The sequence below is a fragment of the Allobosea sp. WAO genome (genome assembly GCF_001509835.1).
In the GTDB taxonomy this organism is placed as follows: domain Bacteria; phylum Pseudomonadota; class Alphaproteobacteria; order Rhizobiales; family Beijerinckiaceae; genus Allobosea.
Map to the genome: position 1 here is coordinate 141821 of NZ_JXTJ01000012.1, position 20299 is coordinate 162119.

At 67.6% G+C, this 20299-nt stretch carries 25 protein-coding genes; 14 read left to right on the top strand and 11 right to left on the bottom strand.

All coding sequences use genetic code 11. The features are described from left to right. Positions 1-522: a CAP domain-containing protein gene (locus tag DK26_RS22230; RefSeq protein WP_066477204.1), complete on the top strand. Its 522-nt coding sequence runs from the start codon at positions 1-3 to the stop codon at positions 520-522. A 19-nt stretch (positions 523-541) separates the two neighbouring features. On the opposite strand, the gene DK26_RS22235 is transcribed toward DK26_RS22230, so the two are convergent. Continuing rightward, positions 542-1366 carry a flagellar motor protein MotB gene (locus tag DK26_RS22235; protein WP_066477206.1) on the bottom strand — a complete coding sequence of 275 codons (825 nt, stop codon included), beginning with the start codon at positions 1364-1366 and terminating at the stop codon, positions 542-544. Between the two features lie 14 nt (positions 1367-1380). Then, on the bottom strand, positions 1381-2151 hold the full coding sequence (locus DK26_RS22240) for a MotA/TolQ/ExbB proton channel family protein (RefSeq protein WP_066477208.1): 771 nt from the start codon (positions 2149-2151) through the stop codon (positions 1381-1383). Between the two features lie 140 nt (positions 2152-2291). On the opposite strand from DK26_RS22240, the gene DK26_RS22245 reads away from it, so the two are divergent. Both DK26_RS22245 and DK26_RS22250 read left to right on the top strand, forming a co-directional pair. Continuing rightward, the gene (locus DK26_RS22245) at positions 2292-4100 is read left to right on the top strand and encodes a glucan ABC transporter ATP-binding protein/ permease (RefSeq protein WP_066477210.1); all 1809 of its coding nucleotides are present in this window, start codon (positions 2292-2294) and stop codon (positions 4098-4100) included. 104 nt (positions 4101-4204) lie between these two features. Next, positions 4205-4534, top strand: a complete 330-nt coding sequence (locus DK26_RS22250; protein ID WP_066477212.1) for a DUF1330 domain-containing protein — start codon at positions 4205-4207, stop codon at positions 4532-4534. A 6-nt stretch (positions 4535-4540) separates the two neighbouring features. Here the strand turns inward: DK26_RS22250 and DK26_RS22255 are convergent, their stop codons facing one another. From DK26_RS22255 to DK26_RS22265, 3 genes are read right to left on the bottom strand one after another with little or no spacing between them, the layout of a single operon-like run. Beyond that, complete coding sequence (locus tag DK26_RS22255; protein ID WP_066477219.1) at positions 4541-5848, bottom strand: CNNM domain-containing protein; 1308 nt, start codon at positions 5846-5848, stop codon at positions 4541-4543. A gap of 10 nt (positions 5849-5858) precedes the next feature. After that, positions 5859-7004 carry a 3-dehydroquinate synthase gene (aroB, locus tag DK26_RS22260; protein WP_066477222.1) on the bottom strand — a complete coding sequence of 382 codons (1146 nt, stop codon included), beginning with the start codon at positions 7002-7004 and terminating at the stop codon, positions 5859-5861. Then, entirely contained in the window at positions 7001-7582 is a 582-nt protein-coding gene (locus DK26_RS22265) for a shikimate kinase (protein WP_066477225.1), read from the bottom strand. The genes aroB and DK26_RS22265 overlap by 4 nt, the downstream gene beginning before the upstream one ends. A 144-nt stretch (positions 7583-7726) precedes the next feature. On the opposite strand from DK26_RS22265, the gene DK26_RS22270 reads away from it, so the two are divergent. Genes DK26_RS22270 through DK26_RS22280 form a run of 3 tightly spaced genes read left to right on the top strand, consistent with a single transcriptional unit; the run spans position 7727 to position 10694 of the window. Further along, a complete protein-coding gene (locus DK26_RS22270) occupies positions 7727-9577 on the top strand; it encodes an aminodeoxychorismate synthase component I (RefSeq protein ID WP_066477227.1) in 1851 nt (616 codons plus the stop codon). A 30-nt stretch (positions 9578-9607) separates the two neighbouring features. Next, complete coding sequence (locus DK26_RS22275) at positions 9608-9751, top strand: histidine kinase (protein ID WP_066477230.1); 144 nt, start codon at positions 9608-9610, stop codon at positions 9749-9751. A gap of 7 nt (positions 9752-9758) precedes the next feature. Then, positions 9759-10694: a site-specific tyrosine recombinase XerD gene (locus tag DK26_RS22280; protein WP_066477231.1), complete on the top strand. Its 936-nt coding sequence runs from the start codon at positions 9759-9761 to the stop codon at positions 10692-10694. A gap of 9 nt (positions 10695-10703) precedes the next feature. On the opposite strand, the gene DK26_RS22285 is transcribed toward DK26_RS22280, so the two are convergent. The 3 genes from DK26_RS22285 to DK26_RS22295 form a co-directional block, all read right to left on the bottom strand. Beyond that, complete coding sequence (locus tag DK26_RS22285; protein WP_066477232.1) at positions 10704-11033, bottom strand: polyhydroxyalkanoic acid system family protein; 330 nt, start codon at positions 11031-11033, stop codon at positions 10704-10706. A gap of 108 nt (positions 11034-11141) precedes the next feature. Then, the gene (locus DK26_RS22290; RefSeq protein WP_066477233.1) at positions 11142-11351 is read right to left on the bottom strand and encodes a hypothetical protein; all 210 of its coding nucleotides are present in this window, start codon (positions 11349-11351) and stop codon (positions 11142-11144) included. Between the two features lie 121 nt (positions 11352-11472). After that, positions 11473-12258, bottom strand: coding sequence for a helix-turn-helix domain-containing protein (locus tag DK26_RS22295; protein WP_184231690.1), 786 nt, complete (start codon positions 12256-12258; stop codon positions 11473-11475). Between the two features lie 165 nt (positions 12259-12423). Here DK26_RS22295 and DK26_RS22300 point away from each other — a divergent pair, with 165 nt between their 5' ends. From DK26_RS22300 to DK26_RS22325, 6 genes are all read left to right on the top strand, one after another. Next, positions 12424-13086, top strand: coding sequence for an amino acid ABC transporter permease (locus DK26_RS22300; RefSeq protein ID WP_066477237.1), 663 nt, complete (start codon positions 12424-12426; stop codon positions 13084-13086). Beyond that, positions 13086-13733: an amino acid ABC transporter permease gene (locus DK26_RS22305; protein ID WP_083533503.1), complete on the top strand. Its 648-nt coding sequence runs from the start codon at positions 13086-13088 to the stop codon at positions 13731-13733. The genes DK26_RS22300 and DK26_RS22305 overlap by 1 nt, the downstream gene beginning before the upstream one ends. Beyond that, entirely contained in the window at positions 13720-14451 is a 732-nt protein-coding gene (locus DK26_RS22310) for an amino acid ABC transporter ATP-binding protein (protein WP_066477240.1), read from the top strand. Before DK26_RS22305 ends, DK26_RS22310 begins: the two co-directional genes overlap by 14 nt. Before the next feature lie 40 nt (positions 14452-14491). Further along, positions 14492-15274 (top strand): transporter substrate-binding domain-containing protein, encoded by a 783-nt coding sequence (locus tag DK26_RS22315; RefSeq protein WP_066477246.1) that lies wholly within the window; start codon positions 14492-14494, stop codon positions 15272-15274. A 111-nt stretch (positions 15275-15385) separates the two neighbouring features. After that, the gene (locus DK26_RS22320; protein WP_066477248.1) at positions 15386-16426 is read left to right on the top strand and encodes a succinylglutamate desuccinylase/aspartoacylase family protein; all 1041 of its coding nucleotides are present in this window, start codon (positions 15386-15388) and stop codon (positions 16424-16426) included. Beyond that, a complete protein-coding gene (locus tag DK26_RS22325; protein WP_066477249.1) occupies positions 16423-17367 on the top strand; it encodes a pyridoxal-phosphate dependent enzyme in 945 nt (314 codons plus the stop codon). Before DK26_RS22320 ends, DK26_RS22325 begins: the two co-directional genes overlap by 4 nt. 3 nt (positions 17368-17370) lie before the next feature. Here DK26_RS22325 and DK26_RS22330 read toward each other — a convergent pair whose 3' ends face one another. Continuing rightward, the gene (locus tag DK26_RS22330) at positions 17371-18117 is read right to left on the bottom strand and encodes a transporter substrate-binding domain-containing protein (protein ID WP_066477250.1); all 747 of its coding nucleotides are present in this window, start codon (positions 18115-18117) and stop codon (positions 17371-17373) included. A gap of 238 nt (positions 18118-18355) precedes the next feature. Here DK26_RS22330 and DK26_RS22335 point away from each other — a divergent pair, with 238 nt between their 5' ends. Next, positions 18356-18646, top strand: coding sequence for a hypothetical protein (locus DK26_RS22335; protein ID WP_248310071.1), 291 nt, complete (start codon positions 18356-18358; stop codon positions 18644-18646). Between the two features lie 42 nt (positions 18647-18688). Here DK26_RS22335 and DK26_RS22340 read toward each other — a convergent pair whose 3' ends face one another. Next, a complete protein-coding gene (locus DK26_RS22340; protein WP_066477252.1) occupies positions 18689-19336 on the bottom strand; it encodes a hypothetical protein in 648 nt (215 codons plus the stop codon). A gap of 109 nt (positions 19337-19445) precedes the next feature. Further along, positions 19446-19655: a hypothetical protein gene (locus tag DK26_RS22345; protein ID WP_066477255.1), complete on the bottom strand. Its 210-nt coding sequence runs from the start codon at positions 19653-19655 to the stop codon at positions 19446-19448. 135 nt (positions 19656-19790) lie between these two features. On the opposite strand from DK26_RS22345, the gene DK26_RS22350 reads away from it, so the two are divergent. After that, the gene (locus tag DK26_RS22350; RefSeq protein ID WP_066477257.1) at positions 19791-20243 is read left to right on the top strand and encodes a hypothetical protein; all 453 of its coding nucleotides are present in this window, start codon (positions 19791-19793) and stop codon (positions 20241-20243) included. The last annotated feature ends 56 nt before the right edge of the window (positions 20244-20299 follow it).

Here is a 20299-nt window from a genome sequence, read left to right on the forward strand (position 1 = left end):
ATGCTTTCGTTTTCCGCTCGTCCCGCCCGCGGGCGCGCTGTGAGCTGCCCTGCCGCATTGGCCGGAGCCCTCGCGCTCTTCAACATCGCCGGCTGCACCGAGCCGGTGCGGACCCAGCCGGCCTTCTATCGCGATCTCGGTTCGGCCTCGGCCCGCGTCGACGCGGAAGCCGCCCGCGCGACGATCTCGGCCTATCGCCTCAATGCCGGCCTCGCCACGCTGAAACTCGATCCGGAGCTGATGCAGGCGGCGGAACGCGAGGCGGCGGCGATGGCGGCGGCCGACAAGCCGGCGCAGGCCGATGCGGTCAAGGCGCGGCTGGTGCGCGCCGGCCAGCCCGGTGCCGAAGCCAATCTCTCTGCCGGCTATCGGCGGCTGGCCGAGGCCTTTTCCGGCTGGCGCGATTCGCCCCAGCATGATCGCGTCATGAAGGCGCCGAACGCGACCCGGATGGGCATCGCCTCGGCCTATGCGCCGGGCTCGAAATACCAGGTCTACTGGGCGTTGATCGTCGCGCCCTGAGCTGGGTTCAGGGCGGGCGTCAGGGCTTGGCGCCGTTGGGTAGGGGCGGGGCGTCCGCCTTCAGCACGATGGCGACGCGGCGGTTGAACGGCAAATAGGGGTTGTCCTTGATCAGCGGGTCGGTGTCGGCCTTGCCCGTGATCGAGGCGAAGCGCTCGTCGGGCACGCCGGCACTGCCGAGGATCTCGCGCACCGCCGAGGCGCGCCCGACCGAGAGCGCCCAGGGATTGCCGCGCAGGAATGTGCCCGGCCGCGGCGTCGCGGTATGGCCGGTGATCGCGATCTTGTTGGGCATGCGGCGCAGCGTCGGGGCGATGGCGGCGAGCAGCTTGCGCATGCTGGCATTGGGCTGGACCGAGCTCTCGTCGAACATGGCGCGCCCGTCCTGGTCGACGAGCTGGATGTCGATGCCGGTCTCGGAGACCTCGACGAGGATGTTGCGCGAGAGCTCGCCGATCTCCGGCATCTCGCGCAGGGCCTGACGCAGCGAGGCGGCGGCGAGCGCGAAGCCGCGGTCATGCGTCGCCGAGATCAGCCCGTCTTCCTTCTGCTGGTTGTGGTTGGGCGCGGTGTTGTCGGAGGCGTCCTCGATCGGCCGGACATAGGCGTTCTTGATGTGGGTCTTGGTCGGGATTCCGTCGACCTCGACGATGCCGGCGAGGCGGACGTCTTTTTGCGTACCGAAGGCGTCGCGCATCGAGCCGGCGACGATCTGCAGCTTCTGCTTGTCCTGGCTGGAATAGGCCGCGACCATGACGAAGAAGGCCATGAGCAGGGCCATCAGGTCGGCGAAGGTCACGAACCAGCCGTGACCGCCATGGCCGCCGCGCTTCTTCTTGGCCATCGTTCAGCCGCCCTTCAGCGGGCTTCCGCCATCTCGGCCCGATGATGATCGGGCAGATAGGCCAGCAGCATTTCGCGTACCAGGGTCGGGCTCTTGGCGTCGCGCATCTGCAGCACGCCGTCGATGATCAGCGTGCGCGAGATCTCCTCCTCCTCGAGCTTGACGTGAAGCTTGTCGGCGATCGGCAGGGTCAGCATGTTGGCGACGATCGCGCCATAGAGCGTCGCCAACAGCGCGGTCGCCATGGCCGGACCGAGCTTGGAGGGGTCGGACATGTTGGCGAACATGGTGACCATGCCGAGTATCGTGCCGATCATGCCCCAGGCCGGGGCGCAGTCGCCGATGGCGCGATAGACCTTGGAGCCCTCGTCGAGCCGCTGCAGGAAATTGTCGCGGTCGCGCTCCATCGTGTCGCGGATGAAGTCCTTGTCGTAGCCGTCGGCGATGTAGCGCAGGCCCTGGGCGAGGAAAGGGTCGGAGACCTCGACGTTTTCCAGCGCCACCGGGCCGCTCTTGCGGTTGATCTCGGCGACACGGGTGATCTCGTCGATCAATTCGCGCGGATGGATCGAGCGCATGGTGAAGGCGAAGCGGATGCCCATGGGCAGGCCATGCGCGATCACCGAGAACGGGAAGCGCAGCATGGTCGCGGCGGCCGAGCCGCCGAAGATGATGATGACCGCGTGCTTGTCGAAGAAGGCGGCGAAGTTGCCGCCGTCGATGATGATGATCCCGCAGATGGTGGCGATGCCGCCCAGGATGCCGACTGCGGTTGCGATATCCATGAAAACACCCCAGACCGGCCCTGCACCGCCACGTCACGCAGGCCGCGCTTCGCTTTTGCGAAACCATAAGGAGGCGGCTTGAACGAAGCGTTAAGCTTGAGGGCTTGTCCGCGGCGCGGCCTCGTCTAAAGCTGTCCGCGATGTCTCTGTTTGCGCTCTACGCCCGCGTGCTTGGCGAGCTCGGCCCGGAACGGCGCCTGGGCCTTGTCCTTGCGCTCGCCAATATCGCGCTGGCGGCCGCCGCCTTCGCCGAGCCGATGCTGTTCGGCGCGCTGATCGACAAGCTGACCAGCGTGCAGAACTCCGGCAGCAAGCCGACCTGGGGCGACATCAACCTGCTGATTGCCGCCTGGGTCGGCTTCGGCCTGTTCAACATCGCTGCCGGCGTCTTCGTCGCGCTGTTCGCCGACCGCCTGGCGCATCGCCGGCGCCTCGCGGTGATGGCGAACTATTTCGAGCACGCGCTGACCCTGCCGCTCGCCTATCACACGCAGACCCATTCCGGCCGGGTGCTCAAGGTGATGCTGGAAGGCACCAGCGGCATGTGGGCGCTGTGGCTCTCCTTCTTCCGCGAGCACTGTGCGAGCTTCGTCGCGCTGTTCATCCTGCTGCCCTTCACCCTCTGGAAGAACTGGCAGCTCGGCCTGCTGCTGATCTCCCTGGTCGTGCTGTTCGGTACCCTGACGGCCTATGTGCTGCGCAAGACCGACAAGCTGCAGAGCAATGTCGAGAGCTACCATTCGAGCCTTGCCGAGCGGGCCTCGGACGCGCTCGGCAACGTGCCGGTGATCCAGAGCTTCACCCGGATCGAGGCCGAGGTCCGCGGCCTGCGCAACACGATAACCAGCCTGCTCGAGGCGCAGATCCCGGTGTTGACCTGGTGGGCGGTGGCGACGGTGGCGACGCGCGCCTCGGCGACGCTGACCGTGCTCTCGATCTTCGTCGTCGGCACCTGGCTCCTGATGCAGGGGCAGACCACGGTCGGCGAGATCGTCACCTTCATGGGCTTCGCGACCATGCTGGTCGGCCGGCTTGAGCAGATCGTCGCCTTCGTCAACTTCATCTTCATGCAGGCGCCGAAGATGCGGGAGTTCTTCGAGGTGGTCGACACGCTGCCGGCGGTGCGCGACCTGCCGGGTGCCCCGGATGCCGGCCGGCTGGAAGGGCGCGTCACCTTCGACGACGTCTCCTTCTCCTATGACGGCAAGCGCGCTGCCGTCGCCGACGTTTCCTTCGAGGTGAAGCCCGGCGAGACGATCGCCATCGTCGGCTCGACCGGCTCCGGCAAGTCGACGACGCTCGGCCTGCTGCACCGGGCCTTCGACCCGCAATCGGGCCGGATCCTCGCCGATGGCCGGGACATCCGCGAGATCTCGCTGATCTCGCTGCGCCGGAACATCGGCGTGGTTTTCCAGGAACCCATGCTGTTCGCCCGCTCGATCCGCGAGAACCTGACCGTCGGCAAGCCGGATGCGACCGATGCCGAGATGATGGAAGCGCTCGACCGGGCCCAGGCGACCGAGGTGATGGCGCGCCAGCCCGACGGGCTCGACACCATCGTCGGCGAGCGCGGCCGCACCCTCTCCGGCGGCGAGCGCCAGCGCCTGTCTATCGCTCGCGCGCTGCTCAAGAACCCGCCGATCCTGATCCTCGACGAGGCGACCTCGGCGCTTGACGCCGCGACCGAAGTCAAACTTCAAAAAGCGCTCGACGAGGTGATGAAGGGGCGCACCACCTTCGTCATTGCCCACCGCCTCGCCACGATCCGCAATGCCGACCGCATCCTGGTCTTCGAGCAGGGCAAGGTGATCGAGATGGGCTCCTTCGAGGAACTCGTCGCCAAGGGCGGCCGCTTCGCCGCGCTGGCGCGGGCGCAGTATCTCGTTGCCGACAAGCCTGCCGCTGTGCGGGAATCATCCCTGGCCGCCAAGGGCATCGTCGACGGGTGAAGATGGGGCCTTCGCAGTTACCCGGGAGGTAATCGACTGGCTGCCGCCCCCGTCGCATAGTCCGTGGCGTCGCGGGCCTGGACCCGCTCCAAGGGGACCAAGCCATGACCGCCTATGCCATCGCCCATCTGCGCGACGTCGATCGTAACGCGGAGATCGTCGATTACATCCTCCGTATCGACGAGACCCTCGCGCCCTTCGGCGGTCGCTTCCTGGTTCATGGCGCGACGGCGGAGGTCATCGAGGAGCCCAGGGAGGGGGATCTCGTCATCATCGCCTTTCCGGATCTCGCGGCGGCGCGGGCCTGGTACGCTTCGCCGGAGTATCAGGAGATCCTGCTGCTCAGGACAAACAATTCGCGCAGCGCCGCCATCATCGTCGAAGGCGCGCCCGAGGGCTATCGGGCGACCGATTTCCTGGCGAAGCTCGGCTGATCCGCTTCAGGGCGCGGGTGGCGGTGCCGTATCGCCATTGCCGACCGGCGCGATCTTCAGCGAGGTCACGCGGTTGCGACTCTTGCGCATCACCTCGAAACGGAAGCCGTGGAAGGTGAAGGCCTGGCCGGCATCGGGGATGGCTCGGGCTTCGTGGATGACGAGGCCGGCGACGGTGGTCGCCTCCTCATCCGGCAGGTTCCAGTCCATGGCGCGGTTGAGGTCGCGGATGGGCGCGCCACCATCGACGATGACGGAACCGTCCGCCTGCTGACGTAGGCCGGGCAAGGCGATGTCGTGCTCGTCGCGGATGTCGCCGACGATCTCCTCCAGGATGTCCTCGAGCGTTACCAGCCCCATGACCTCGCCATATTCGTCGACGGCGAGGGCGAAATGCGTCTTGCGCGAGAGGAAGGCCTTGAGCTGCTCCGGCAGCGAGGTCGTCACCGGCACGAACCAGGGCGAAAGCGCGATCTCGCCGACATCGAGCTTGCCGGCATCGCCGCCGGCGGCATCGAGGGCGCGGAGCAGGTCCTTGGCGTGCAGGATGCCGACGATGTTCTCCGGTTTTTCGCGCCAGAGCGGCATGCGGGTATAGGGTGAGGCGAGCACCTCGCGCACGATCGCTTCGGGGCCGAGATCGAGATTGATCGTGCGCATCTTGGTGCGGTGGATCATCACGTCGGCGACTTCGAGGTCCTTCAGGTCGAGCAGGCCGCTGACCATGTCGCCATCGGCCTTCTCGACCGTGCCCTGCTGGCGCATCAGCTCGACCTGATCGCGCAGGACCTCGTCGGTGGCGAGCACGGGGCGCTGCGAATCGATCCGCAGCCCGAACAGGCCGATGCAGCGGCGCGCCAGCCATTGCAGCAGGCGCAGCGGCGGGCCGAGCATGGCGAGCAGGCGTGCCACCGGCCGGACGAAGAAGAGCGCCGTGCGGTCCGGCTTGGCGACCGCCACCATGCGTGGCGCGAGTTCGCCGAAGATGATGGCGAGCAACGCTACCGCGGCGGCGGCAGCGAGGGCGCCGGCTGCGCCATGGGAGACCGCGGCCGCATAGGTCGCGAAGGCGGCCGTGGCGGTCTTCACCAGCGTGCGTGCGAGCAGCAGCACGCCGCTTAGCCGCTCACGGTTCGACAGCGCGCGCAGCGCGATCGCGGCACGCCGGCTGCCGGCCTTCTCCTGCGCCGTCAGACGCGCGCGGGAAGTCGCATTGAGCGCCGCCTCGCTGGCGGAGAGGAAGCCGGTCAGCAGCAGGCCGAGGACGACGACCGCGACCGCCAGCCAGGGATCGATGGGGATGAGCGCGGCCATTGGCGTGCGATCAGGCCCCCGCGAGTTCGCTTTCGATGAAGCTGCGCACCTCGTCGGCGGGAACGCCCGGCGCGATGAAGCTCTTGCCGATGCCATGGGCGAGGATGAAGGTCAGCGCGCCGCGCTTCACCTTCTTGTCCTGGGTCATGGCCTCGACGATCTCGGCAGCGCTGCCGGCGCCGCCGGGCACGTCCTGCAGCCGCGAGGGCAGGCCGACTGCGCTAAGATGCGCCGCGACGCGCCCGGCATCCTGGCCCGGGCAGAGGCCGAGCCGCTGCGAGAAGCGGAAGGCCAGAGCGAGGCCGATCGCGACCGCCTCGCCATGGACGAGCCGCTTGGAGTCGTAGGCGGTAAGCCGTTCCAGCGCATGGGCGAAGGTGTGGCCGAGATTGAGCAAGGCGCGGTCGCCATCCTCGCGCTCGTCGCGCACCACGATCGCCGCCTTGGCCCGGCAGGCGGTGGCAACGGCATGGTCGCGCTCTGGCCCGCCGGCGATGATGCGCCGCCAATTCGCCTCGCACCAGTCGAAGAATGAGGCGTCGTCGATCAGCCCGTACTTCACCACCTCGGCATAGCCGGCCTTGAATTCGCGCTCGCTGAGGGTGTCGAGCAGGGCGGTGTCGCAGATCACCAGGGCCGGCTGGTGGAAGGCGCCGATCAGGTTCTTGCCATGGCCGGAATTGATGCCGGTCTTGCCGCCGACCGAGGAATCGACCTGGGCGAGCAGGCTGGTCGGAATCTGGATGAAGCGTACGCCACGCCGCAGCACCGAGGCGGCAAAGCCCGAGAGGTCGCCGACGACACCGCCGCCCAGCGCGATGACGAGGTCGTTGCGCTCGATCTTGGCGGCCAGCAGCCCGTCGCAGAGCTCGACGAAGCAGGCATAGGATTTCGAGGCCTCGCCCGGCCGGATCGTCAGGCGTGTGGTGGCGATGCCGGCCTGGTGCAGGCAGCTCTCCAGGGCCGGGGCGTGCAACTCGGCGAGATTGTCATCGGTGACGATGGCGGCGCGGGCACCTGGGGCGAGCTCCGCGATGACGCCGGCAGCCTCGCAGAGCTGGTGGCGCCCGATCAGGATGTCATAGGCGCGTTCGCCGAGCGGAACGGGAACGAGAATGCGCTCGGCGCGCGCGGCATCGGCTGCTTGCTTGGTCATCGGCTGCTCGTTGCGCGCTCGAGTTCGGCGAGCGCGGCTTCGACGACGACCTCATGCGGGTCATCGCTGGAAATCACGGTGATGTCCGCCTGGGAATAGACCGGTTCGCGCTCGGCGAGCAGGCGCCGCATCGTCCCTTCCGGGTCGGCTGTGCGCAGCAGCGGGCGGTTGCTGCGCTTGCGCACGCGGCGCATCAGCACATCGGCATCCGCCTTGAGCCAGACCGAGATGCCGAACTCGGCGATGCGGGCGCGGGTGTCGGCATTCATATAGGCGCCGCCACCAGTCGCCAGGACCAGGGGAGAGCGGGTCGCGAGGATGCGGGCGATGACGCGGCGTTCGCCGTCGCGGAATTCGGTCTCGCCGCGCTGGGCGAAGATGTCGGGGATCGACATGCCCGCCGCGGTCTCGATCTCGGTGTCGGCATCGACAAAGGGCAGGCCGAGACGGGTGCCGAGCCGCTTGCCGACCGAGCTCTTGCCCGATCCCATCATGCCGACGAGCACGACGGAGCGCTGGCCGAGCGCGGCGCGCAGGGCGGCGACATCAAGGGTTTCGACAGTATCCGCCATCAGCATCGCAATGTTTCCTCTTGCCGCTCTAGCATGTGCGATGCCTTGCCGCCACGTCCTCATGATGCGCCGGAGAATCCCGGTTGCACCTTGACCAGCCCGAGCGAGTCAGACTGCTACCGGCCGGCGCAAGGGCAAGGAGAAAGCGGCATGCCGAGGCCGGGACAGGAGGTCGAGATCGCTGCCCTGCGCGCGCCCTTCGTGCTGCTCGATGATCGCAGCGCGGATGCGGGTTCGGCGCTGCTCTATGCCGAGCCGGTGGAGGTGGTCGAAGCGCATGGCCTCGCCGAGGTTCCCGGGGCGCTCGACCGGATCGAGGCCGGGCTCGCATCGGGGCTGCATGCGGCCGGCTTCCTCTCCTATGAGCTCGGCTACGCCTTCGAGCCGCGTCTTGCGGCCCTGCTGCCGGAGGAGCGGGCCCTGCCTCTGCTCTGGATCGGATTGTTCCGCGAGCCGTTCACGCTCGCCCCGGCCGCGCTCGACCGCCAGTTCGCCAGCCTTGCGGCCCCGCCGCCCTTGGAAGTCGTCGCGCTCGGTCTCAGCGAGGAGCAGCATGCGGCCGCCGTCCGGCGGGTGCTGGACTATCTGCGAGCGGGCGATGCCTATCAGGTCAACTTGACCTTCCCGATCCACTTCCGCCATGGCGGCGACCCGCTCGCTCTCTATGCGGCGCTGCGCGCCAGCCAGCCGGTCGCCCATGGCGGCATCGTCGCGACGGGCGCGGCGACGCTCCTCTCGGTCTCGCCGGAGCTTTTTGTCGAGACGCAAGCCGGACGGGCGACGACGCGGCCGATGAAGGGCACCGTCGCACGCGGCGCGGATGCGGCGGGTGATGCCGCGGCAATGGTGGCATTGCGGGCCGATCCGAAGCAGCGTGCCGAGAACCTGATGATCGTCGACCTCCTGCGCAACGATCTCGGACGGGTCAGCGAGATCGGTTCGGTCGCCGTGCCGAAACTCTTCAGCGTCGAGACCTATCCGACGCTGCATACCCTGACCTCGGAGGTGACGAGCCGATTGCGGCCGGGCCTGTCGGCGGGCGATCTCATCAGGGCGATGTTTCCCTGTGGCTCGGTGACCGGCGCGCCCAAGCTCCGCGCCATGGAGATCATCCACGAACTCGAAGGGCAGCCGCGCGACGCCTATACCGGCTCGATCGGCAGGATCGCGCCGAATGGCGATCTGCGCTTCAACGTCGCGATCAGGACGGCAACGCTGCTGCCGGACGGGCGAGGCATCTACGGGGTCGGCGGCGGCATCGTCGTCGATTCCGATCCAGCGAGCGAATTCGCGGAATGCCGGCTGAAAGGGCGCGTGCTGAGCGACCTCGCCGAGGATTTCGGGCTGTTCGAAACTTTGCTCTGGGCGCCGGGCGCCGGCTATCGCCGGCTAGAGCTCCATCTCGAACGGCTCGCCGGCTCGGCGGCGGAGCTTGGTTTTAGCTTCCACGGCAAGGCCTTGCGGGAGCAACTGGCCGAACTCGCCGGTGGCTTCTGGGAGGGGAGCGAACAGCGTGTCCGCTTCGAGCTGCGGCGCGACGGTTCCCTCGCGATCCGGCATGCACCACTGCCGAAAGCGGCGAAGCGGATGCTGACGGTCTGCGTCGCGGCCGAGCGGAGCGATGCCGCCGACCCGTTCGCGCGGCACAAGACGACGCGGCGAAGCCGCTATGAGCGCTGCTTCGCCGCTGCCGAGGCGGAAGGCTGCGACGATGCGCTCCTGCTCAACCGCGAAGGCTTCGTCACCGAGACCAGTCGGGCGAATGTCTTTCTCGAACACGATGGCGTGCTGCTGACGCCGCCTGTCGTTCACGGCCTGCTACCCGGCGTGCTGCGGCGCGAGTTGCTGGAGGCGGGCAAGGCACGGGAAGCGCCGCTATTGCCCGAGGATTTACGGGGTGAGGCGCGCTGGTTCGTCGGCAGCAGCCTTCGCGGCCTGCGACGAGCGCGCCTACTGCCTGGCGATACAAGGCTTGCATCGGCGGTCGCGGATCGGGAATAACCGATAGGGTTAACAAGGAAATCGCCGGCCGTGCCGACGCTGTTCAAGTTCTTGACTTTCCTCGCCGTGATCGGCGGTCTGGTGTTCGGCGGCATGGTCGCGCTCGTTACCTTCGTCAAGCCGGAGCCGCGCGAAATGGTCGAGGTGATCCCGCCTTCGAAGCTGCAGAAGTGAACCGCGGATGACCCGGCAGGCGCGCGCCTGGGTAAACGCCTTTCTCGACATGCTCGCGGCCGAGCGCGGCGCGGCGAAGAACACGATCGAGGCCTATCAGCGCGATCTCGACGACTATCTCGAATTCGCCGCCGGGCACGGTGGTCCGGCGAGCGTCGCGGCCGCCGATATCCGGGCCTTCCTGGTCGAACTGTCGGAACGCGGCCTGAAGGCCTCCTCGGCGGCGCGGCGGCTCTCGGCGGTGCGGCAGTTCCACCGCTTCCTCTACACGGAGGGCCTGGTCGGCGTCGATCCGACCGCCGCGATCGAAGGCCCACGGCTTGGGCGGCCTCTGCCAAAGGTGCTTTCGGTCGCCGAGGTCGACCGGCTGATCGCGACCGCCCAAGAGGCGGCCGAGCGCGAGGGCCAGTCGCTAGCCGCGCAGGCGCGCAGCCTGCGGATGCGCTGCCTGATCGAGATGCTCTACGCGACCGGCATGCGCGTCTCCGAGCTGATCGCGCTGCCGCTCTCGGCCGCGACGACGCGCGAGCGCTTCCTGGTGGTGCGCGGCAAGGGTGACAAGGACCGGTTGGTGCCGCTCAACGAGGCGGCACGGCTGGCAGCTGCCGCGCATCTCGCCTTCCTGCGCCAGCAGGGCGACGCCGGCGGGCGCTGGCTCTTTCCCTCCGATGGCGAGAGCGGGCATCTGACGCGGCAGGCCTTCGGGCGCGATCTCAAGTCGCTCTCGGCGGCGGCGGGGCTGTCACCGGCCAAGGTCAGCCCGCATGTGCTGCGTCATGCCTTCGCCAGCCACCTCCTGCAGAACGGCGCGGATCTGCGCGTGGTGCAGGAACTGCTGGGGCATGCCGACATCGCGACGACGCAGATCTACACGCATATCCTCGACGAGCGGCTGAAGAGCCTGGTGCGCGACCTGCACCCGCTGATGGATGGCGAGGGATAGGGCAGGCGCTCAGGCCTTGGTCGGCTTGTGCTCGAGCAGGATCTGGCCCTGCTTCTCGACGCCGAGGCGCAGCTTCTCGGCGAAGACGGCGAGCATCCAGGGCAGCATCACCTCAACGCGGACTAGGCTGTCCTCGATATCGAGCTTGCCGTTGACGGTCTGGCCGAGGGCGGCGACGCCGAAATGCAGCGTGTCGCCCTGCCAGTCCTCCTGCGTGAGCTGCATGTGCAGCGTGCCGAGCTTGTCGCGGACCTTGTCGACGCCGCCCTGGAGACGCGCCCGGGCGGCCTCGCGTCCGAGCGTATGGGAAACGGTGATGGTGACGGGGCGTTTCATCATCGGCGGCTCCGGCTCGTGCGTTTGGGCTGTCGCTGCCGCAGAGATGCGCATCGCCGCAGCCAGTTGCAACCGGCCGGCCGGTTCGGAACTGCGGTGAAGGCCGCCCGTTCAGTTGCTGTGCGCCTGGAGTGCCTGCTGGCCTTCCTGCGTGACGTTCCAACGCTCGTCGCCGGGCTCGGCCAGGCCGCGTCCCTGGAGCAGGCGCAGCATCGCTTCGCCGAAGATGAAGCGGCGGGTCTCCTCGTTGATGCTTTCGAGCGCGATCCACTCGGGATCGGTCATCACAGGTGCCTGCGTGTTCGTCGCGGTCTCGGCCATTGACGGTCCTCCTCCGTGCCGTTTGTTGCGGTCAGGGGGAAAATCGCGGGCAATCTTGGAGAGCGTGTGGCGCTGACGGGGATTCCCTGCGGCAAATGCCGAGGTTTTTCTAGATTCCGGCTCAACCCAGCGGCAGGCGCAGCCCGGCTTCGGCGGCGCAGGCCTTGAGCGTCAGCAGGATCGCGCCCTCGTCGGTGTCGACGCCATGGCGCTGCAGGCACGGCACGAGGATCGCCGCCTCGGCATAGCCGGAGAGGCCGACTATCGGGCAGGCGATGTCGGTGACGGCGAGGATGTCGCGGCTCGGCGCGATGCGATGGCCCTGCTCGCGGATCTCGGCGAAGATCGCCTCTGTCTCCGGCAGATCGAGCCGTTTGCGGAATTCCGGCTCGGCCTCGCGCATCAGTGCGCGCCGTCTCGCTTCAGACTGGAAGGCGAGGATGAGCAGGCCGGAATTGGCTTCCAGCGCCGGCCTGCCATAGCCCGGCCGGACGATGACGCTGGCATCGAGATGGCCGGCGGTCGTCGCCAGCACCACGGTCTGCGCCCGGCTGAGCACGACGAGATGGGCGGCCTGGCCGCTCTCCTCGCTGAAGCGTTCCATCAGCGGCAGCACGGCCGAGGTTAGCTGCTTGCCGCCCGGCGTCCTGATCCCGAGGTCGAACAGGCGGCGGGACAGGCCGAGCCGGTCGGTTCCCGCCTCGCGTTCGAGATAGCCGCGCTGCTGCAGCACGAAGACCATGCGGAAGATCTCGCTCTTCGAGCGCCGCAGCTTCTCGGCGATCGTGCGGGTCGAGAGCGGTTCGCCGACCTCGGCCAGGAGTTCGAGAATGTCGAGGCCTTTCTCCAGCGCCGGCGCGGCGTAGGAGGCCTTGTCGTCAGTCTCGGCTTCGACGGGATCGCTCATGACGCCCATACCGGTTCGGTTTCATATATGAAGCTTGACATCAAATAAGAAGTCAATCTAGCCTCCACTTCAAAGAGGGGGAGACATGACGCCATTGCCGCACCACCGGCTTGATGTCTTTGCGCAGCAGGCCTTGTGTCTGCAGGCCGGGCAGGCCCGAGCGCGATGAAGTACGGGCTTCAGTTCCGCGACGTCTTCGCCGCCTGGGAGTCGATCCTCGAGGGCGTCTGGATCACCTTGCTCTTGTCCGGCGTCGCGATGGTCGGCGGCCTCGCGATCGGCGTGCTCTGCGCCGCGGCGCGCGTCTACGGCCCCGGCTGGCTGCGCCGTCTCGTCGGCGCCTATGTCGAGGTGATCCGCAACACCCCGCTGCTGGTGCAGCTCTTCCTGATCTTCTTCGGCCTGCCGAGCCTCGGCCTGCGGCTCGATGGTCTCACCGCTGCGATGATCGCGCTGGTGATCAATCTCGGCGCCTACACCACCGAGATCGTCCGTGCCGGCCTCGAAGCGGTGCCGAAGGCGCAGATCGAGGCCGGGCACTCGCTCGGGCTCTCGGGCCTGCAGGTCTTCCGCTACATCGTGGTCTTCCCGGCACTGAAGGCGATGTTCCCGGCGCTCGCCAGCCAGTTCGTGCTGATGATGCTGGCGACCAGCGTGGTCTCGCAGATCTCGGTGCAGGACCTGTTCCATGCCGCCTCGATCGTGCAGTCGCGCACCTTCCGCGATTTCGAGGTCTATACCGTCATCGGCGTGCTCTATCTCTCGCTCGCCTTCGCCTTCCGGGGCCTCTTCGCGGTGATCTACCGCCTGGCTTTCGTGCAGCGATGATCAGAGAATTCGGCTTCATCGACGTGATGTACCTCGTCGGCGCGGCGCGCTGGACGCTGCTGCTGACCGTAACCGCCTTCGCGGGTGCCTCTGTCCTCGGCCTGGCCATCGCGATCGCGCGCATCCTGCCTTTCGCGCCGGTGCGCTGGATCGCCGCCGGCTACACCCATATCGTCCAGGGCACGCCGCTGCTGGTCTGGCTGTTCCTGATCTTCTTCGGGCTGCCGCTGATCGGAATCTCGGTCAATCCCTGGCTCGCCGCGGCCGTCGGCTTCTCGGTCTATGGCAGCGCCTTCCTCGGCGAGATCTGGCGCGGCGCGCTGGTCTCGATCGCCAAGACGCAATGGGAGGCCGGCGCCTCGCTCGGCCTCTCCATGGCGGAGCAGCTGCGCTACGTCATCATTCCGCAGTCGGTACGGGTCGCGATCCCGCCGACCGTGGGGTTCCTGGTCCAGCTGATCAAGAACACCTCGCTGGCGGCTGTGATCGGCCTCGTCGAGCTGACCCGCGAGGGTCAGCTGACGGCGGCGGGCACCTACAAGCCCTTCGCGGTCTACATCACCGTCGCCTGCATCTATTTCCTGATGTGTTTCCCTCTGACCCAATGGAGCCGCTCGCTCGAGCGGAAGCTCGATGTCGCTCGTTGAAATCCGGGAAATCAGCAAGAGCTACGGCACCGTCCAGGTGCTGAAGGGCGTCTCGCTCGACGTCGCCAAGGGCGAGGTTGTTGCGGTGATCGGCCGCTCAGGCTCCGGCAAGAGCACCTTGCTGCGCTGCGTCAACGGGCTGGAGGTGATCCAGGCCGGCACGATCCGTGTCGACGGCGTCCAGGTGAACGATCCCGCCACCGATCTGCGCAAGCTGCGCCAGCAGGTCGGCATCGTCTTCCAGAGCTTCAACCTGTTCCCGCATCTCTCGGTTTGCGACAACATCACGCTCGCGCCGCGGGTGGTGAAGAAGCAGGCGCCGGAGCAGGCCCGCGAGATCGCGCGCGACGTGCTGCGCCGCGTCGGCCTCGAGGGCAAGCTCGATGCTTTTCCGTCCCAGCTTTCCGGCGGCCAGCAGCAGCGCGTCGCCATTGCCCGCTCGCTCGCCATGCAGCCCAAGCTGATGCTGTTCGACGAGGTGACCTCGGCGCTCGACCCGGAACTGACCGGCGAGGTGCTGAAGGTGCTGGAATCCGTGGCTCAGGAGGGGATGACCATGATCCTCGTCACCCACGAGATGGGATTTGCCCGCCGGTTCGGCTCGCGCGTCGTGTTCATGCACGAGGGCCGGATCCACGAAGAAGGCCAGGCCGCGGCGGTGCTCGCCGAGCCGCAGACGCCCGAGCTCAAGACCTTCCTCAGCGCCGTGTTGCACTGAGGCGAAGAAACCAGTTCCGGTCAAGGAGGGGAGAAGACATATGCGTAAGCTGTTTGCAGGTCTGGCGGCCATGGCCATCGCCGCCTTCGGTGCCGCCGAAGCCCGCGCCGACAAGCTCCAGGACATCCTGTCCAAGGGCGTGGTCCGCATCGGCGTGCCGCTCGACGCGCCGCCCTTCGGCTCGCAGGACGCCAACCGCAAGCCGATCGGCTTCGACATCGAGTTCGCCGAGATGGTCGCCAAGGGCCTGGGCGTGAAGCTCGAAATGCAGCAGATCACCGGTGCCAACCGCATTCCGTTCCTGCTCACCGACAAGGTCGACATCGTCATCTCGGTGATGGGCCTGTCGCCTGAGCGCGCGCGCCAGATCCAGTTCACGGCGCCCTACGCCAACACCTTCCTTGCGGTCTACGGGCCGAAGTCCTCGGCGGTGAACAGCGCGGCGACGCTCGGCTCGGCCCGCATCGCCGCCGCCAAGGGCACGACGCAGGAACTCGCGATCACCGAAGCCGCCCCGAAGGCGAACGTGATGCGCACCGAGGACGACGCGACCGCCGCCGCCGCCTACATCACCGGCCAGGCCGATCTGCTCGCCACCAACTCGATCGTCGCCCAGGCGCTGGCCAAGCAGAACCCGAACAAGGAATTCGAGCGCAAGTTCACCATCCGCCGCAGCCCGGCCCATATGGGCGTGCAGATGGACCAGCACAATCTGGTGCGCTGGCTCGACGGCTTCATCTTCTTCAACACGCTGAACGGCGAGCTCGACCGGCTGCACAAGAAGTATCTGGACATGCCGATGGATCCGCTGCCGACCCTCTGAGCAGCCTTCCTTCTTCGGCCAGGCACATTCGTGCCTGGCCTCCTTTCTTTTCCGGCGAGATCACGGGGCCCGGCCGGCCCCGATCGCCCTTTCGCGTCCGCGAGCCCCGCCATGACCAACCCCCGCCAGAAGACCACGCCGCGCCCCTCCTCGGCCTTCCTGACCGTCGATCCCGAGAAGAACGGCAAGCAGGTCGGCTTCCTGATGATCCCGCATTCGCCGCATGACGACGCCTGGGGCGCGACGCGCATCCCCGTCGCGGTGATCAAGAACGGCGAGGGCCCGACTGCGATCCTCGAAGGCGGCAATCATGGCGACGAGTACGAAGGTCCGATCGCGATCTGCGAACTGATCCGCGATCTCGACCCCGGGAGGGTGCAGGGGCGGCTCATTCTGATGCCGGCCAACAACGTCCATGCGGTGATCGCCGGGCAGCGCACCTCGCCGGTCGACGGGCTGAATTTCAACCGCACCTTCCCGGGCGATCCGCGCGGCACCATCACCCAGCAGATCTCCGCCTTCGTCAACGACCAGATCATGCCGCTCGGCGACGCCTTCCTCGACCTGCATTCGGGCGGCTCCTCGCTCGACATCATCCCGAGCGCGATCGTCGAGCCGACCGACGATCCGGCGCTGCACAAGCGCAATGTCGCGGCGGTCCAGGCCTTCGATGCGCCGATGACGGTGGTGATCTCCAATCTCGGCGAGCCGCGCACCGCCACCGCCGCCGCCTGCCGCAACGGGCTCGTCACGGTCGGGACCGAAATGGCCGGCGCGGGCACGGTTTCGCTGGAGGCGCTGAAGGTCTGCCGGCGCGGCGTCGCCAATGTGCTCGACCATCTCGGCATCGTCGCGCTCGAAAAGCGCGAGCCGCGCCGCGGCGACGGCCAGGTGCTCGAACTGCCGGGCACGGCGGCCTATGTCTATGCCACGCTCGACGGCGTCTTCGAGCCCTTCCACGCCAATGGCGAGAAGGTCAGCGCCGGCCAGCCCGCCGGGCGGATCCATTGCACCTGGGACCCGACGCGCCCGCCCGAGACGCTGCACTATGCGGCCGACGGCATCCTCTATGGCCGGCGCCAGCCGGGCCGGGTCAAGCCGGGCAATTGCTGCCTGATCGTGGCCGCGCCTTACAAGGGGACGCTGTCGTGATCAGCCTCGAAGACATCCAGGACGCGCGCTGGCGCATCGCTCCGCATATCCGCAAGACGCCGCTGCTGCCCTACGCCCACGCCAGCACGGGCGAGGATTTCGGCGGCAGCGTCACGCTGAAGCTCGAACTGCTGCAGGCGGCCGGCTCGTTCAAGGGCCGCGGCGCGATGAACCGCCTGCTGACGCTCTCGGCCGAACAGCTCAAGGCAGGCGTCGTCACCGCCTCCGGCGGCAATCACGGCCTCGCCATCGCCCGCTCGGCCCATGTGCTGAGCGCCAAGGCCAAGATCTTCCTGCCGTCCAATGTCGTCGCCGACAAGGTCGCCAAACTCAAGAAGTGGGGCGCCGATGTCGAGATCGTCGGCGCGGTCTGGGACGACGCCAATGCCGCGGCGCTCGCCCATGCCCAGAAGACCGGCGCGACCTATGCGCATCCGTTCAGCGACCCGGTGGTGGTCGCGGGGCAGGGCACGCTTGGTCTCGATATCCTTGACGAGATGCCCGAAGTCGACGTCATCCTCGTCGCGATCGGTGGCGGCGGCCTGATCACCGGCCTCTCGACTGCCGTGAAGGCGCTGAGGCCGAAGACCCGCATCATCGGCATCGAGCCCTATGGCTCGCCGACGCTGCATGCCTGCCTGGTAGCCGGCAAGCTGGTGACGCTCGACAAGCTCGAGACGCGCGTGGCCACCATGTCGTGCCGCCAGACCGATCAGGCGATCTACGAGGCGGCTGCCAAGAATGTCGACGAGATCGTGCTGGTCAGCGACGAGGAGATGGATGCGGCGGCACGCTCGCTCTGGTTCGAGTTCGGTCTCGCGGCCGATCTCTCGGGCGCAGCAGCGGTCGCGGCCCTGCAGTCGAAGCGCTTCGTTCCGGAGCCCGGCAGCAAGGTCTGCGCGCTGGTCTGCGGCGCCGGGACGGACGGGACGGGCGCCTGAGCCTCAGCGCGCGACGCTGAGGCCCTCGACGCCGTGCTTGCGGATCAGGGCGGCGATGAAGCCCGAGGCCTTCGCGGCTTCGACGAAGCGGGTGAGATAGTCCACCGCCTCGGCCTTCGGCCGGGGCACGCCGACCGCCTGCTGCACCGTCATGAAATGGCCGTCGAGCAGGCGTGTCCCGGGGATTGCGGCGCGGTCGGAGATTAGGCGCGGGCGCAGGCCGGCGAGGGCTTCGAGCTTCTGTTCGACGAAATCCACGGCGGCCTCGTCGAGCGTGCCGGAGCGGATCAGCGTCGCCTTGCGGATATGGCGGTCGAGCCAGAGTCCGTAGGCGGCGCGGCCGGTCACGGCGATGCGTACGCCCTCCACGTCGACATCGGCTATCCTGCGCAGCGGTGAGGCGTCGCGAACCAGATAGGTCGCCTCGATCTCGGCATAGGCCGGGGTGAAGCCGATGGTCTCGGCCCGCTGCGGTTCGGCGCCGATCAGCCCGACATCCCATTCGTCGCGGAGGGCCGCATCGGCGAGCAGGCCGGGATTGGCATAGGGGACATAGCGCAAGCTGGAGCCAATATGTTCGGCGAGCGCGCGCGCCAGGTCTGGCGAGACGCCCTGCGGCTCGCCGCCCGGGCCGCGGCTCGAGACGAGCAGGAAGTTCGAGAGGTTAATGCCGGCGCGCAGAAGGTTCCCGGGCGCCAGATGCTCGCGAAGCGTCGGGGAAAGCGTGCCAATATCGGGGCGAAATTCCATTGTAGTCTTCCTGCAGCTGCGAACCGGCGCAGTTATGCGCTGGGCGCTGCCGCATGGGCAAGCGGTGGCTACGTCATGCCGTCAGGGCTTGCCTTGTGCGCGAATGGCCTCTACCTCGCAGGGCGATCGCTCACTTGCCCTGCTGATAGTCCGCAGTCGCGGCTCCGCGCCCATGCGCGTCAAGGAAGCCCCGGCGCGTCGCGACTGCCGAGCGTCCAACCGACGAACAGGATCTGGTATGTCCCGCAAGAAATCGAAGCCGCTCGATGCAGAATTCGTCATGTTCGACGTGTTCTATGAAGATGGCTCGCGTACCTCGAACCGGCGGGTGCCGAGCATCCTGCTCGGCGGGCTTGACGGCGATGAGCCGGCACGCGAGGCGATCATCGAGCAGGATCGGGTGATCGCCGAGAAATCCGGCAAGCCAAGCCTGGCGATCACGTCGATCGAGCGTTCCGGCAAGCCGACGGTCGAGAAGACCGGCAAGGAGAAAGCCGGCAAGGACAAGTCCGGGCGCAAGGGCGGCTGATCTGCGCGCCCGCGCCCGTTTCCTGAGTCCTGGCTTCTGGGGTCAGCGCTTGGTTGTGCGCCGTTTGGCGGGCTGCGGCGCGCTGCTGCTGGTGAAGAGCGAGCCGAGCACATAAAGCGCGATGCCGACGCCGAGCACCGCTGCGAGCGGTTCGCGCTCGGACCGCTGCATCAGCATCCGGCCACCCTCGCGGGCATAGTCGCGCCCGGTATCGACATAATCGCGGCCGCGCGCCAGGTAGTCGCGGCCCTGGTCGAGCTGCTGGCGGCCATTGCCGACAAGCTCGCGTCCAGCCCGCAGGGCCTCGTCGCCATAATCGCGCAGCACCCGAGTCCAGCCGCTGGTATCGGGCTGCCAGCTCGGCGAGCGGCGGGCTGTCATCGCCCAGGCGATCAATCCGACGCTGACCGCTCCGAGCGCGAAGGCGGCGATGGGATGGCGCTCGACCGTCTCGACCGCAGCCTCGCCGGTTTCCTGAACATAGCGGCCGGCGTCGCGCAGGCTCTCGCGCGGGTCGATCTCGGCGACCTTCTCACGAGCCCGCTCATAGCCGCCCTTGACGGTGTCGGCCGTGCGGCTGGCGAGTTCGCTCGCCCGCTCGGCGACGCCGTTGGCAGCGCGTTCGATCTCGTCCCTTGCCGCGTCTCCGCTGCGGGGCACATCCGGCGGCATCCGCTTGTCGTTGTCCATGGCTTGAAACTCCATCTCTCGTAACAGGGCTCCCTGTCGAAACGAGGTTGCGACGGCAGGGTTCCGTTCGAAGGCCAGAAAGAGTGAGGTGAGCAGGCGCCTTCCGGGATCAGCGCGTTGCGCGCCTTGTCGCTCGGACGACGGTCGGGGCGCTGACCGCGCCGGCCGCTCCTCCGACGACGGCGCCGACTGGACCGCCGACAACCGCGCCGGTGCCCGCGCCGACCGCAGCGCCGCCAACGCGCTGCTCGACTGTGTTGCAGGCGGCCAGGGCGAAAGCGAGGCTTACGGCGGTGACGAAGGCAGCAGACCGGATCATCTCATGCTCCCGAAATATTGCGGCGTAGGGAACGCAGGGGAAGCAAGGAAGTTCCTTGATAGCGATGACAGGATGATACATCGCAGCTTAATCTCGCGACGGTGAGTGCGACTCATCGCCCGAAGGAGACCTCCCATGAGAAACCTCGTCTTTTCGACTGCGCTCGCATGTCTCGCCATGGGATTCATGGCTGCGCCGGCCTCGGCGCTGACGATGAAGGAATGCAGCGCGAAGTATCAGGACGCCAAAAAGGCGAACTCGCTGAAGGGGCAGAAGTGGAACGACTTCCGCAAGGCGCAATGCGGTGACGACGACGCGGCCGATGCCGATGCCGCCGCTGCCGTGACCGAGACCCCGGCCGCCACTCCCGCCAGCGCTCCGGCCAAGCCCATGGGCAAGGCCAAGGCCGCGGTGTTCCCGAAGGCGGTTGCTGCGAAGTACAGCAATGAGACGGCGGGCAGGGCGCGCCTCAAGACCTGCGCCGACCAGTACAACGCCAACAAGACGGCGAACGCCAATGGCGAGCTGAAATGGATCGAGAAGGGCGGCGGCTACTGGAGCCAGTGCAATACCAAGCTGAAGGGCTGAGCGTCAGCTTAGCGCCGGCCATCGAACCGGCTATGGTTCACCCTCGCGCTTTGCGT

What these genes read in the sequence shown, in the direction of transcription:
- DK26_RS22230 (WP_066477204.1), top strand. Translation starts at nt 1, where the DNA reads ATGCTTTCGTTTTCCGCTCGTCCCGCCCGCGGGCGCGCTGTGAGCTGC.
- DK26_RS22235 (WP_066477206.1), bottom strand. Translation starts at nt 1,366, where the DNA reads ATGGCCAAGAAGAAGCGCGGCGGCCATGGCGGTCACGGCTGGTTCGTG.
- DK26_RS22240 (WP_066477208.1), bottom strand. Translation starts at nt 2,151, where the DNA reads ATGGATATCGCAACCGCAGTCGGCATCCTGGGCGGCATCGCCACCATC.
- DK26_RS22245 (WP_066477210.1), top strand. Translation starts at nt 2,292, where the DNA reads ATGTCTCTGTTTGCGCTCTACGCCCGCGTGCTTGGCGAGCTCGGCCCG.
- DK26_RS22250 (WP_066477212.1), top strand. Translation starts at nt 4,205, where the DNA reads ATGACCGCCTATGCCATCGCCCATCTGCGCGACGTCGATCGTAACGCG.
- DK26_RS22255 (WP_066477219.1), bottom strand. Translation starts at nt 5,848, where the DNA reads ATGGCCGCGCTCATCCCCATCGATCCCTGGCTGGCGGTCGCGGTCGTC.
- aroB (WP_066477222.1), bottom strand. Translation starts at nt 7,004, where the DNA reads ATGACCAAGCAAGCAGCCGATGCCGCGCGCGCCGAGCGCATTCTCGTT.
- DK26_RS22265 (WP_066477225.1), bottom strand. Translation starts at nt 7,582, where the DNA reads ATGCTGATGGCGGATACTGTCGAAACCCTTGATGTCGCCGCCCTGCGC.
- DK26_RS22270 (WP_066477227.1), top strand. Translation starts at nt 7,727, where the DNA reads ATGCCGAGGCCGGGACAGGAGGTCGAGATCGCTGCCCTGCGCGCGCCC.
- DK26_RS22280 (WP_066477231.1), top strand. Translation starts at nt 9,759, where the DNA reads ATGACCCGGCAGGCGCGCGCCTGGGTAAACGCCTTTCTCGACATGCTC.
- DK26_RS22285 (WP_066477232.1), bottom strand. Translation starts at nt 11,033, where the DNA reads ATGATGAAACGCCCCGTCACCATCACCGTTTCCCATACGCTCGGACGC.
- DK26_RS22290 (WP_066477233.1), bottom strand. Translation starts at nt 11,351, where the DNA reads ATGGCCGAGACCGCGACGAACACGCAGGCACCTGTGATGACCGATCCC.
- DK26_RS22295 (WP_184231690.1), bottom strand. Translation starts at nt 12,258, where the DNA reads ATGAGCGATCCCGTCGAAGCCGAGACTGACGACAAGGCCTCCTACGCC.
- DK26_RS22300 (WP_066477237.1), top strand. Translation starts at nt 12,424, where the DNA reads ATGAAGTACGGGCTTCAGTTCCGCGACGTCTTCGCCGCCTGGGAGTCG.
- DK26_RS22310 (WP_066477240.1), top strand. Translation starts at nt 13,720, where the DNA reads ATGTCGCTCGTTGAAATCCGGGAAATCAGCAAGAGCTACGGCACCGTC.
- DK26_RS22315 (WP_066477246.1), top strand. Translation starts at nt 14,492, where the DNA reads ATGCGTAAGCTGTTTGCAGGTCTGGCGGCCATGGCCATCGCCGCCTTC.
- DK26_RS22320 (WP_066477248.1), top strand. Translation starts at nt 15,386, where the DNA reads ATGACCAACCCCCGCCAGAAGACCACGCCGCGCCCCTCCTCGGCCTTC.
- DK26_RS22330 (WP_066477250.1), bottom strand. Translation starts at nt 18,117, where the DNA reads ATGGAATTTCGCCCCGATATTGGCACGCTTTCCCCGACGCTTCGCGAG.
- DK26_RS22335 (WP_248310071.1), top strand. Translation starts at nt 18,356, where the DNA reads ATGTCCCGCAAGAAATCGAAGCCGCTCGATGCAGAATTCGTCATGTTC.
- DK26_RS22340 (WP_066477252.1), bottom strand. Translation starts at nt 19,336, where the DNA reads ATGGACAACGACAAGCGGATGCCGCCGGATGTGCCCCGCAGCGGAGAC.
- DK26_RS22345 (WP_066477255.1), bottom strand. Translation starts at nt 19,655, where the DNA reads ATGATCCGGTCTGCTGCCTTCGTCACCGCCGTAAGCCTCGCTTTCGCC.
- DK26_RS22350 (WP_066477257.1), top strand. Translation starts at nt 19,791, where the DNA reads ATGAGAAACCTCGTCTTTTCGACTGCGCTCGCATGTCTCGCCATGGGA.